We start from the raw sequence: 12,714 nt of genomic DNA on the forward strand, positions 1-12,714 counted from the left end.
TCCTTCGGAAATGACGAAGCCCGAATGTCGAATGACGAACGCCGCACCAGAGCTGTCCGATTCATTCGTCAATTCCAGCATCGCCTGTCTCGGCCCTGACGGGAGCTTTTCACATTTGCTGACCCAGCAGCGCTTCCCAGGAGCGCCCGTGCAGCTCATGGCGAACATCGGCGAGGTCTTCGATTACCTAGGCACTCATCCCGACGCTCTTGGGCTGGTGCCGATCGAAAACTCCTCCGGCGGGTTCATCATCGACACGGTGGACCGGCTCGTGGATGAGCGCTGCCACTTGAAGATCATCGAAGAACTGACGCTCGATGTGAAGCTGGCCCTGCTCGGCAAATCGGGAGCAGCGGTGCAGACCATCCACTCGCACGCGATGCCCTTTTTCCACTGCGACGAATGGCTGCGGGCGAACTACCCGGATGCGAAGCGTGTCATCGAAGCCAGCACGGCGAAGGCGGCGGAAAAGGCCGCCACGCAGGCCGGAGCGGCAGCCATCGGCCCACGGCAGAACGCCGAGCGGCACGGCCTCGCGCTGCTACACTTCCCCATCGCGGGAGAGGTGCCAAACATCACGCAGTTTTACCTTCTGGGGCATCAGGAGAACTCCACCTCTACAGCCAACAACCGCACCGCGCTTGTCGTCGAGCTGCCGGATCGTGCGGGCAGCCTGTGTCGATTTCTCACGCCGCTGAGTGAGGCTAACGTGAATCTGAAGCGCCTCGAATCCCGCCCCATCCGCGGGCAGCCGAACAAATATCGTTTTTACATCGAGATCGAAGGCAGCCCAGCCGAGCCAAGCTTCCAGTCTGCGCTTGAGCAAACGCGTGCCGACGGTGCCATGATCCGAAGTGTCGGCTCGTATCCAGCGGGTCGGCGCTTTGAATCGTAGGCGGGCCTACTTCTTCATCAGCCCGATCACTGCTGAGGTCATCGCCTTCACACCGGCCTCGATGCTTGGCTCTGGGATCGGTTTGAAGAAGGGCGAATGCAGTGACGGCAGCGTGGTGCCTTTCGCTTTGGCCTCTGCGACGAGTTCCGGCGGCTGCGTGCCGAGCCAGAACATGCACAGCGGCACCTTCTCTTTGGTCAGGCCGTATTCGGAGAAGTCCTCGGCTCCCATCACAGGTTCACGCGTGAGCACGTTCGCAGCACCCAGGGTCTGCTCGAAGATCTGGCGCACCTCGGCGCAGAGAGCGGGCTGATTGTAGAGCGCGTTGGCGCGATCATCGGAGACGATCACCTCGGGCATCTTGTCGGCGGGCATGTTCGCGGATTTGGCCTGGGCTTCGACGATTCGTTTGATGGAGTCGATAAGATGCTGGCGTGTCTCGGTCCGGTAGCTGCGCAGGGTGAGTTGGAGACGCACTTCATCGGAGATGATGTTGCTCTTCGTGCCACCGTGGATGCTGCCCACCGTGACCACCGCCGGATCACCGGGCTTCACCTCCCGGCTGACGATGGTCTGCAAAGCCAGCACGATCTGCGAGGCGAGCACGATAGGGTCCTTCGCCAGATGCGGCATGGAGCCATGCCCGCCGACGCCTTTCACCACGATCTCCACGCTATCGACATTCGCTAAAGCGAAACCTTCGACGATGCCCACCTGCCCATGCGCCATGTCGGCAGAGCAATGCAGCGCGATGGCTTTGTCCGGCTTCGGGAACTTGGAAAACAAACCCGCGCGCAGCATCAACCGCGCCCCGAGCACCCGTTCCTCGGCATGTTGCCCGATCATGACGACGGTGCCCTTCCACTGATCCCGCAGTTGGCTCAAAGCCCGCGCCGTGCCGATGAAGCTCGCCATGTGGACATCGTGCCCGCAGGCATGCATCACGTTCACCTCGCGCCCCAGATCATCCTTCACGATCTTCGTGCTCGCATACGGAGCGCCAGTTTGTTCCTTCACGGGCAAGCCATCCAAATCGGTGCGCACCAGGATCACCGGCCCCTCGCCATTCTTCAGCACACCGACGAGCCCGTTGCCACCGACCTTCTCCGTGACCTCAAAGCCGGCCTCCCGCAGCTCCTTCGCGATCCGCGCCGCCGTCTCGACCTCATGCAGCGAGAGTTCCGGGTTCTGATGCAGATCCTGATAAAGCGAAACCAGCGACGGCAACTCCTGCTTCGTCGCCGAGGCGACATCGGCGGCGAGAATGGACGACGTGAGGAGCAAAGAAAGGCAGAGCGGCTTCATGGGAATAGGTAAGCGGACATTGGGCCGGTCTTGCAAGCCTGTAAGTGCTCACGGCAACCATGAATCACTCGGGCTTGCTGGCATATTCAAGATGACGCCCCGAGGTATTGATCAGCAGTGTCCCACTGTAGCGTGGCACCTCATCAATAGCATCGCCCAGTGCTTCAATATTGAGAAGGCCATGCGTTCTTCCGTCGGCAGCACGGACATAAACAGCCGAGCCTGGAGAGTTACCTGGATTCTCGATGACGATCTCCGTGTGATACCCGTCTTTGGGGGCGAACGTGTAAGTGTTCTCATAAGACAGCTCTGAAATCATTCGAGGCTTGGGGTGCTCAACGAGGAAAACGTGCACACCATTGAGCCCTCGGACGCGAAGCCGTTGGTCACGGAAACGAGTTTGGGTGGCGGAGAAATACTCCAGTTGCAGGTCTCCTGACAGATCCGCTGTGAATTTGCCTGTCTCAAGGTCGAGGGATTTAGGAGTGATCGTGCGAGACAAGTCGTTCTTCGAGTAGAGAGAAAATCGCCGGACTTCCGAGGATGGTGCATCAGAAGATGGGGAAAGATAGAGAGGCAGATGCAATGGCTCGGTTGCAAGAATTGCCCCAGAGGCGACGGCTCTCGATTCGTAGGTTGCGATCACGATGCCGCGAGTTTGGTCGCGATCTGAAAGCTGCATGTTCATCTTCACGGTGAGGTCACGAAACCCATTCTTGGAGATCTTCATGTTCGTTTCGTAGCGACCTCTCCTCGAAGGCACATTCACAAGACCCGCTTCATTCGAGTAAAGGGGGCCTCCACTCTCATCGAAAACATGTTTACCTTCAGCGCCGCATCCGTAGCGCTCGAATGTAACTGCGGCACCCACCAAAGGTGCACCTGATGGATCGTGCAATTGGATGATGATCTGCTGGCTGGTGGCAGCCCTGTAACCAGAGCTACAGGCCACAAACATCAACAATGTGTTCAAAGTGCCAATTAGTAGCATGGCAAGGGACCATGCCTTGGGACGTAACATCCCGCCGACCAAGGCCATCGCTCCAAGACTTGCAGCGATCATCAGCATCATCAGAACGGCAACCCCCTCCAATGCGCCAGCACTCGGACCCGAGGTCGATAAAGACAAGCCTTGTCCTAACATCACCATGCTTCCAACAATGGCGAATAAGACCAGAGGCACCCACAGGATCAGCGTCCATGCGTGTTGGCGTGAAAGGAGATGGGCCACGATTACCACAGCAGCCCCCATGGCTGCGGCAGCCATGGCCTGAGATTCAGTGTCTTTGTTTGCTGAAAATGCGATAAACAGCACCGTCGGCAGCCAACTGAGGGCAATGGCTGCAATAATGGCCATCCATCGGATAGGTCGGGTGTCGTTTTCAGGTGTCATCCGGCTTCAAGGATAGTGTATGCGATTTGATCCTGACGGCACAGCCTATTGATTGATTGCTCGTATCCCGACCTTCCCGTCGCCTTGAATCGATCTCAACCAATCTCTGACCCGCTTACAACCTCGGTTTCTCCGGCTTGATCGGTGCATCGGCGGAGCGCACGCCTTTGACGGTCGTCTTGCGTTTGTAGATCTTGTCGCTGCTGCATGCATAGAGTTCATCAAAGTTCGCGCCGCCGAAGACGGCGTTGGCCAGCCACTTGCGCTGGGGTTTGGCGATGATGCCATTCACGCGGCCTGCCTGATCGCAGAACTGGATGCCGAGATGGGTGGTGACGTAGAGGCGGCCTTTGCTGTCCACGGTCATGCCATCGGCGCCGCTTTCCATCACTCCATCAGGCAGACGCAGGTGATGGTAGGGCTGCTTGGCGCTGAGTGAGCCATCGGCTTCGATGTGGTAGCTCCAGACGAACTGCCCACGCATGTCAGCGACGAGCAGCAGGCTTTGATCCGGCGTCAAACGCACGCCATTCGGGAAAGCGATACCGCCTTTGTCATTGGTATCCACCACGCGCTTCTCACCCTTGGGCGTGATGAGCCACACCTGCTTGTGCGGTGGATCAGTGACGTAAAGATTGCCGTTCTGGGCCACGCACAGGTCGTTGGATTCGATGCCGTCGGCGATCACGGTGACCTTGCCTGCCTCGTCATAGGCCACGATCTGCTTCTTGCCATTCGCACAGGCAAAGAGGCGGCCATCGGGGCCGAACATGAGGCCATTGGCCTTGCCGGTGTCTTCGGCGAAGACGCTGACCTTGCCATCGAGTCCGACTTTGTGGATGCGGCTATTCGGGATGTCGGTGAAGAAGACTTTGCCTTTGGCATTCACGGCGGGGCCTTCGGTGAAGCCGTGGCCTTCGCTCACGAGCTGCCATTCGCTATCGGTGCCGAGCACTTCCATCACGGGAGCGCGAGAGTTCACGCCCTTCGTCACGGGTTTCGGCCAGTCTTTCCAGATCCAGCGCATGGCATCGGGGAAGATCGCTGTGGCGTGTTTGCCATTGTGGCCGCCATCGCCCCAGATGTGGTTCACTTCGTATCCGGCGAACTCAAAGGCCGAGAGCATCTCTTGGTTCGCGAGGAACCAGTTCCCACCGGTGCCGTTCGCATCGTTGCTGCCGTCTTGAAGGAACACGCGCAGAGCCTTGGGCTCAAACTTGCGGATCATCACCGGGTAATCATTGCCGCCGCGCTGATCGACATAGGTGCCGATGGTGCTGAACACGCGGCTGAAGGCCTCAGGCCGCTCCCAGGCTGCCGTGAAGGCAGCGATGGCTCCGCTGCTGCTACCGGCGATGCAGCGGTCATTGCCGCTTTGGGAAAGGCGGATCGCTCGGCCATCACTGGTCTTTTGCTTCTCCACCTCGGGCAGCAGTTCTTCGAAAAGGAAGCGCGCATAGGCATCACCGAGGCCGTCATACTCCACGCTTCGATTGAAGCGATCCAGCGCCGTGCTGCCATCGCGGGCAGGCACACGACCGTGCATCACGAAGACGCCGATAGTCACCGGCATCTCCTTTTTCGCGATGAGGTTATCAAACACCACCGGTGCCTGATTTTGAATGCCGTCCTGGTTCACATGCACGCAGGCCGGTTTGTCCGGCGAATACTGCGCTGGCACATAGATCCAGTAGTCCCGCACCGTGCCTGGGAAGATCTTGCTGCCCTTGAACTCAAGCTTGATGACCTCGCCCTTCGGCACACCGGGCTGCGGTTTGGAGTCGGGACCGGGCACATAGTCATCCGCCGCAAAAGAAGGACTGGAGACAAGAAGGGTAAGCGTCAGAGCGCGAAAGAGAGTCATGGCGGCGCGGAGTCTGAGATCATGACTTGGAATGTCAAAGGAAAGGCCGTGGTTTGGCGCAGACTCTCGATCCTGCCGATGAACTCGGCCTGATGAGTGCGTAACAGAGTCCATGCACTTCCGTTCCCTCATCGCATTCCTGTCGTGGTCGCTGCTCGCATCGAGTGATGCGCAGGAGATCAAAGACGGCCAGTTTCCTGTCATCTCAAACCTCCGGGCTGGTGTCGCGAAAATCGACATCACACCGCCCGATGCCGCAGCCACCAAGATCGTAGGACATGTGCGGCAGGTCACTGGCGTGCGCGATCCATTGCACGCAGGTGTCTTGATCCTGGATGACGGCGAGACGAAGGCCGCCATCGTCACGCTCGATACCATCGGTGCCTGGGAGGACATGGTGCGGGATGCACGGACGAGGATCGAGACCGAAACCGGTGTGCCTGCGGCCAACATCCTCGTCGCGGCTTCGCACAATCACTCCGGTCCAGGCTATGTCGAAAACATGCGCTGGGCGGCCGACCTCATCAACAAACTCGGCACCGCCGCCAAACAGGCGGTGAGCGCGATGAAGCCGGTGAGCATCGGCTATGGCGAAGACCGCATCAGCTTCGGCATCAACCGCCGCAAGACCTACGATGGCCGCGCCGTCGTGAGTCTGAATCCCGATGGTCCGAACGATCCGCGCGTAAAGGTGCTGCGCTTCGATGATGGCACCTCGCTCACACCGATGTCGGTGATCATGCATGCTGTCTGCCATCCTTGCTTCTTCACATGGGGAGACAAAGGCTCGCAGCCCTATCCCAAAGGCTACCCCAAGATGAGCGCCGACTTCCCCGGCGAAGCGCAGAGCTTTGTCGAAATGTGCTACGCGCAAAAGACCAGCGTCATGTTCATGCAAGGCTGTGCAGGCGACATCCGGCCCAACTTGCCCGGCTATCCCTATCGCTGCGCGGATGAGGCGGACATCCAGTGGGCAGGCCGCGATCTCGGTGGAGCTGTGGCACGCGCCACGGCTTTCAGCGTTACTCGTGAGCAACTGCGCAAGCGCGAGACCTTCTACCAGATCCGCGTCGCCAGCGAGGTGGTCGAGCTGCCTGGCAAAGAGGGGCCCGTGAATGCCGAACTGATGGCCTTGAAGATCGGCCCCTACCTGCTGCTCACCATGCCCGGCGAGCCGATGGTCGAGTTTGGCTTCCAACTCGAAAAAGCCATCGCCGACCGCGCCACGCCGATCATTGTCGGTTATGCCAATGGCAACATCGGTTACATCGCCACCGCCGCTGCTCACAAGGTCGGCGGCTATGAGCCGAACCGCTCCATCCTCAAGCCCGAGGCTGAGAAAGTGATCATCAAACAACTCGGATCGCTCGCTGACCGCGTCGTCGGAGATGTCTTCGAAAGCTTCTCCAAGCATCCTAAAGACATGCAGAAGCGCGAGTCCGAGGAAAAAGCCCGCCTAAATACCGCACCCGTCACGAAACCCTGATCTCCACTCTCAATAACCCCCGCCATGTCCACTTTCAACGACGAAGCCGCCCGCCGCGCCTACTGGGCCGATCAAATGGAACAAGGTTACGCGATCGTGCAGAAGCTGATCGAGTTTCCTGTGAACGAATGCGGCGAGCGCTTCGCCTCACTGCCCGAGGCCGCCGCAGCAGCCAATGTGGAGATGCTCTTCTCCAGCAGCAAGATCGCAGGGGAACTGGAGCGCGTTTACTTCATGCGGGAAAGTCTCGTGCAGGACGTCGTCACCATTGGCCGCGAGATGAACGAGCGCAGCTGGGTGTTGAAGATCGAGGACTGCTTCCGTTCCCTGGACATGCAGCGGCAGTTGGTGCGCAAGCCATCCGTCTTCGACAATGTCTTGAAGAAATGCATCTGGGAACTCGGTGGCGCGATTCCGACCACGGAGATGATGTTTCGCCGCGCCATTGTGCTGACGGCAAACATGCCCAAGATCGGCGCGCACATGTCCGGCTCTGCCATCGACATCTCCGTCTTTCATCGCGACGACGGCACCGAAGTCTGGCGCGGTTATCCCTATCTCGAAATGAGCGAATGCACCCCCATGCGTTCCCCCTTCGTCGCTCCCGAGCATGTCGCCACACGCCTCGAAATCGCCTCGATGATGGAGAAGCATGGCTTCATCCACTTCCCCTTCGAGTTTTGGCACTTCGACAAAGACGACGCTGGCATGCACATCCTCACCGGCAACCCAGCTCCCTGCCGCTTTGGTCCCGTGAACTGGAATCCGCAGACCAACGAAGTCACCCCCGTCGAGAATCCGCTCGAACTCCTGAACCCACTCTCCGTAATCGAGAAAGAGATTGCAGCAGCTTTAGAGCGAATGCAGGCCGCCTGAGACCCTGTCTCCTCAGGGATTCATCCAGGCATCAAAGGCCGCATCCACGCGCTGGAGCATCTCCGCCGTGCTGCGCTTCGCGTCCGTAAACTGATTCCACTTCGTGGCATCCTGGTTCTTCCCCGAGCCTTCGATCTCCGCGATGAACTCCTCCACGAGCGACAACTGCTTCGAGTGCTGCTCACGCAGATGCGTTTTGCAGGTGGTGCCGGTTTGGTTCAGACGATTCTTGGTGCCGATGCTCATGGTTCACCACCCTGACGCGGAAATGGTCGGCTGCCTCTCTTTTCATGCGCTATAGCACTTCAAGTCATGCATGAACTCCGAAGCCGGTTCCACACTCTACTCTTTTGACGCCTTTTTAAGGAACACCTTGCGGTCCCAGTTCTTTTTCAAAGCCTCGGGCGTGACGTCTGAGGCCAGGCCATTCGCGGGCACGTCGAGCTTCGCGGCCCAGAGGATGCCGTTGAGGACGAGGAGGCGCTGATTGGCATCGCCCCAGTTCGCGTGGAGATCACAGCCAGTGAAGCCGAAGCTGCGGCCGCCATTCGTGCGCTCATAGCTCCAGGCGACGGTCTCGGCGCGGCCTGCGTGGGCTATGGCGTCTTCGGTTTTACGGCTGCTGTCGGGCATGGGGCAGGCGAGGATGTGGGTCACGTTTTTGTCGGCGAAGTGCAGGTTGTAGAGCCAGCCGTCTCCGGGTAGTGCGAAGGGCTTCATGCCGCGATTGATGGCGTGGGTGGGAATGGCATCGAACTTCACATCCCAGTGGCCACGGCAGCCGATGTCGCCCTGGAAGACAGCGCCGAACCAGTCTTTGAAGGTCGCTGCTTTATCGGCAGGGCAGTCGATGCCTTGATGCAGCACGATGAAGCCGGTGCCTGCATCGGCGAGTGATTGCATCTTCGCCCATCGCGTGGGTTCGAGGAAGGAAAGCTTCGTGCCGCCATCGAGGAACAGGAGCACGGCCTTCGCGCCATCGAGCACGGCCTCATTCTTCGGCCAGCCATCGGCGACCATGACCGGCGCGATACCGGACGCGGTTTTCAGCCAATCCATCAGCAATGCACAGCCCGCGAAGTATTCGTGCTGCCCCGGCTTGTTGCTCGTGCTGCCGGCAATGAGCACGACCTTCGCGAGCGAGTTGTCTTTCGGCAGCACCTCCAGAGGCACCTGCTGCTGCTCAGGCGTGAGTTCGGCGTGGAGGCTGGTGGCGAGGAGAAGGCAACCGAGAAGTGTGCGGGAATAAAGCATGGAAGGGATGAGAGAACCTTGGTTGGACGAGGCGCGAGGTTCCATGCAACGCTCCGTCAATGCCGATCCTTCCTCTTCATTTGAGGATCATGAGGAAGCCCGTCTCTTCGTCTCGATTCATCACGACGCGGCTGACCTGCATTGCAGATCAGCCGCGCACGCGGTGACATGAAGACCTCAGCGATCAGTCATCGCTCAGAGTGCCGGTGGCGAGGAGTTGGAGGAGTTCCTCATCGGTGAAATCTGCGACGCGAGGGCAGTAAGGGGCTGGCAGCGGCTTGGGGGATTTCAATTCATAAGGATACTGGACGGATGTGCCCAGTGGAGCGGGCTGCTGAATCTGGTAGGGACCCTGCGAGCTGGTGAGTTGATAGGGGCCTTGTATGCTGGTGTACTGATAGGGTCCCTGTGAACTTGTGAGAAGGTTTGGGGCTGAATCTCTAGCTTGAACAAGCTGAGATGAGATGATGGCGAGGATGAGGATGAGGCCTTTGGTTTTCATGATGGTTTTGGATTGGTGTTTGTTAGCGAAGCGAATCGCTTGCACACTTATAGATGATCCAAATGGGCATCTAAGGTTTCACTTCTGCTTTTCTTTTTTCAGTCGCCCTGTCTCCTTTGTGATGCATTTGATCGACGAAGCGTAATCGGCGCGCACACAAAAACGCACACTCGGAGCGGAGGCGTAGAACGAACTCCCAAGTTCGTTCCATCTATGTGTTGCTGACTTACTTGAGACCGAACTTGGAAGTTCGATCTAGTTCCCCGCCACCTGCGGCTCCGCGCGTCGATTCAGGAACTGCCTGCTCTTCACGATCTCCAGCACGGCGGCGGAGAATTTGCCGTTGTTCGCTTTCATCGAGGCTTGCATCTGCTGGAGGAGTTTCTTGTCGCTAGGCAATGTCTGGCGTCCCAAAGCGTAGCCGAGGAGTTTGCGGGTGAACTGGGTGAGGAACTGGGGCTCGTTCTTTTTTAGGTAGTCGCGAAGGCCGGGGAGGCCGGTGAACTTGGTGCCGTCCATCATTTCGCCGGTGTCGTCGATCTTGCCGCCTGCTTCATCGGTGGGGCGGAAGCGGCCGATGGGGTCATAGCTTTCCAAAGCGAAGCCGAGGGGGTCGATGCGCTCGTGGCAGACGGCGCAGGCGGAATCGGTGCGGTGCTGCATGAGGGCCTCGCGCAAAGACGATGGTTTGCTGGTTTCTTTGAGTTCGGGGACGTTTGGCGGCGGCGGTGGGCTGCTGAAGCCGAGGACGACCTGATAAAGGTAATCACCACGCACGACGGGGCTGGTGCGGTGCGGGCGGGAGGTCTTCGTCAAGATGGCGCCCATGCCGAGGAGGCCGCCTCGGTTTTGCTGCGCGGCTTTGACCTCGCGGAAGTCGCCGCCGATGACGCCGGGGATGCCGTAGTGCTTGGCGAGGCGTTCGTTGAGGAAGGTGTAGTCACCGCCGATGATGTCGGAGACGTTGCGGTCATCGCGGACGAGGTGGGTGAAGAACTCGACGGCTTCGTGCTGCATGTCGTTTCGCAGCTCGGGCGTGAACTGCGGGAACTTTTTCTCATCGACGGTGCTCTTCTCGTCGAAGCCATTGAACTTCAGCCACTGGCCCGCGAACTCTTTGGCCAAAGCGGAGGCTTTCGGATCACGCAGCATGCGCTGGGTTTGTGCGGCGAGCACTTCGGGCTTGAGCAGGCTGCCGTCATCGGCGGCTTTGCGGAGCTGCCAGTCGGGAAAGGAGGCCCAGAGGAAGTAGCTGAGGCGCGAGGCGAGCTCGTGGGCGTTCAGCGGCACGTCGGGAGTCTTCGCATCGGCGAGCTGCGGCAGTGTCTCGGCTTTGAAGAGAAAATTGGGCGAGACGAGCACGCGCACGAGCACTTCACGCGCGGCGGATTCGCGGTCGAGTTCTTTGGCGCGGCTGGCGAAGTAGAGGGCGTCGAGTTTTTTGGTTTCTTCCTCGGTGATGGGCCTGCGCCAGGCTTTCTTGGCGAACTCATGCAGATGCCAGAGCAGCGAGCCGTCGTATTCCTGTTGCACCTGTTTGTTAGCGTTCGGGTTGTACACGAGGCGCCAGTCTTTCTTCATCGCGACGAGCATATCCCTGTCCCTTTGGCCGAGGAGTTCGCCGAGTTGCTCATCTGCGTAATAATAGACGCCGAGGCCGGGTGAGCTGCGGTGCATGTTCTCGGCCACGATTTCGAGTCGGCGCTCAAACATGTCCGCAAAGGTCTGCTTCATGGAATTGAACTCGCCCATGGTCTGCTGGGAGGCCTTGGTGCCGCGTTTCCAGATGGTGACCACGCCGGACATGACTTTCGTCACATCGCGTGGCTTGTCGGTGCTGAGTGCCCACTGGATGGTGGCGTTTTCGACCTCGGAGTTTTCCATGTCGAGGCGTGTGTCCACCTTCAGCCAGTGTGCGCCTTCCGGGAGCGGCATGGTGAAAACGGTGGGCGCGGTAAAGGCGAGCACCTGCGGCTCGATGGTGCGGCCGGGCTGCGGATGCTTGCCATAAGCGGCGCGCATTTTTTCCAACTCGGCAATGCGGGTCTTCAGCACGTCGAGATTCGGCGGTGGTGGATTCGCAGCGGCCAGCTTTTTCTTTTCGTCGAGCGTCTTGGTGAGCCAGTGGAAGTAATTGAGCTTCTGCTTGCCGACGCTGACCTCGATATAGGTCACGAGGGCGATGTCGCCTTTGTTGCCATCGGCGGTGTCGCCAAAGCAGAGGTGAACGTGCGTTTTGCCATTCACGGAGGTCTGCATCGGATACGGGCGGATGCCGTCGCTGTCCTGCTGCCAACGCTGGGGCCCTTCGCCGGGGCGCTTGGGATTGTTCCAAGACTGGCGATCCGCCGCGATGGTCTGGATGATGCCGAGAGCGGCTTTTTCATCCGCAGGCAAGGCCCGCCAGGGCACGCGGGTGAGGTCGAGGAAGCGTGATTTCGGCTCCGTGTTGTTCAGGTGCTTCCACCAGTTCGCGAGGAAGTAGATGTTGAGCTTCATGTCCTTCGCGAGCTGCTCCAGCGGCACTTTTTGATGCTGATGCTTCCAGCAGGCGTGCATGTAATCAGCCTCGCGCAGCGGCTGATCGTCCGTCGGCAGATGCGGCGCGGCCTTCTGCTGAAGCCACACATACAGACCCTGCTGCGCCTGCGCTTTCACCTGTTCGGGACCGCGAAGACCGATGCGGTTGGGGTTAAACACGATGCCTGTGCCGGGCATGATCGTGGCATAGTCCGCGAGTTTGCGTGCCGCGGCGAAATACTTGTCGATGGCCGCCGGGCTCATGAAAAGCACGTCGCCTGTGTTGGTGAATCCCTCGCCGCCACCACCGTCGGTTTGGAATTCTTTGGCCAGGGCGTAATCGCGGCCGGTGAGGTCGCGGAGGGTGTAGTCATACTCGGCATTCGTGAGGCGACGCATCGTCACAGGGCCGGGATCGCCGGATTTTGCCTCGGCGAGCAGATCGAGCGAATGCTGCACCCAGCCGGTGATGCCCGCTTTTTCCTCGGGAGTGAGCTGCTTGGCCTTTCGCGGCGGCATGTCGCCGTTGTCGATGGTGTCCTTCACGGTGTTCCAGATCTGGAAATTCACCGGCACATCCGGATTGCCCGCGAACTGCTTCAAATCGACATCGCCCTTC

Annotated in this window: 10 protein-coding genes; 3 read left to right on the forward strand and 7 right to left on the reverse strand. The window is 59.3% G+C overall.

Features of this window, described 5'->3' with window-relative positions; translation table 11 throughout:
- Positions 1 to 10 precede the first annotated feature (10 nt).
- Entirely contained in the window at positions 11 to 895 is an 885-nt protein-coding gene (locus AC6FTP_RS08240) for a prephenate dehydratase (RefSeq protein WP_497206430.1), read from the forward strand.
- Positions 896 to 901: 6 nt separating this feature from the next.
- Here the strand turns inward: AC6FTP_RS08240 and AC6FTP_RS08245 are convergent, their stop codons facing one another.
- The 3 genes from AC6FTP_RS08245 to AC6FTP_RS08255 all read right to left on the reverse strand — a co-directional run bounded on the left by AC6FTP_RS08245 (position 902) and on the right by AC6FTP_RS08255 (position 5,457).
- Positions 902 to 2,200: a M20 metallopeptidase family protein gene (locus AC6FTP_RS08245; RefSeq protein ID WP_497206431.1), complete on the reverse strand. Its 1,299-nt coding sequence runs from the start codon at positions 2,198 to 2,200 to the stop codon at positions 902 to 904.
- Positions 2,201 to 2,264: 64 nt separating this feature from the next.
- Complete coding sequence (locus tag AC6FTP_RS08250; protein ID WP_497206432.1) at positions 2,265 to 3,593, reverse strand: hypothetical protein; 1,329 nt, start codon at positions 3,591 to 3,593, stop codon at positions 2,265 to 2,267.
- A gap of 115 nt (positions 3,594 to 3,708) precedes the next feature.
- On the reverse strand, positions 3,709 to 5,457 hold the full coding sequence (locus tag AC6FTP_RS08255; RefSeq protein WP_497206433.1) for an SMP-30/gluconolactonase/LRE family protein: 1,749 nt from the start codon (positions 5,455 to 5,457) through the stop codon (positions 3,709 to 3,711).
- Between the two features lie 112 nt (positions 5,458 to 5,569).
- On the opposite strand from AC6FTP_RS08255, the gene AC6FTP_RS08260 reads away from it, so the two are divergent.
- Together AC6FTP_RS08260 and AC6FTP_RS08265 are read left to right on the forward strand one after the other, a co-directional pair.
- Positions 5,570 to 6,943, forward strand: coding sequence for a hypothetical protein (locus AC6FTP_RS08260; RefSeq protein WP_497206434.1), 1,374 nt, complete (start codon positions 5,570 to 5,572; stop codon positions 6,941 to 6,943).
- 24 nt (positions 6,944 to 6,967) lie between these two features.
- A complete protein-coding gene (locus AC6FTP_RS08265) occupies positions 6,968 to 7,819 on the forward strand; it encodes a M15 family metallopeptidase (protein WP_497206435.1) in 852 nt (283 codons plus the stop codon).
- Positions 7,820 to 7,831: 12 nt separating this feature from the next.
- Here the strand turns inward: AC6FTP_RS08265 and AC6FTP_RS08270 are convergent, their stop codons facing one another.
- The 4 genes from AC6FTP_RS08270 to AC6FTP_RS08285 all read right to left on the reverse strand — a co-directional run.
- Positions 7,832 to 8,065: a hypothetical protein gene (locus AC6FTP_RS08270; RefSeq protein ID WP_497206436.1), complete on the reverse strand. Its 234-nt coding sequence runs from the start codon at positions 8,063 to 8,065 to the stop codon at positions 7,832 to 7,834.
- Between the two features lie 96 nt (positions 8,066 to 8,161).
- Positions 8,162 to 9,073, reverse strand: a complete 912-nt coding sequence (locus AC6FTP_RS08275) for a ThuA domain-containing protein (protein ID WP_497206437.1) — start codon at positions 9,071 to 9,073, stop codon at positions 8,162 to 8,164.
- Positions 9,074 to 9,257: 184 nt separating this feature from the next.
- A complete protein-coding gene (locus AC6FTP_RS08280) occupies positions 9,258 to 9,575 on the reverse strand; it encodes a hypothetical protein (protein ID WP_497206438.1) in 318 nt (105 codons plus the stop codon).
- 255 nt (positions 9,576 to 9,830) lie between these two features.
- Positions 9,831 to 12,714: DUF1592 domain-containing protein (locus AC6FTP_RS08285; RefSeq protein ID WP_497206439.1), on the reverse strand; the 2,884-nt coding region annotated here is incomplete at its 5' end.

Origin of the sequence: Prosthecobacter sp. (assembly GCF_044378005.1) — a bacterium.
In the GTDB taxonomy this organism is placed as follows: domain Bacteria; phylum Verrucomicrobiota; class Verrucomicrobiia; order Verrucomicrobiales; family Verrucomicrobiaceae; genus Prosthecobacter.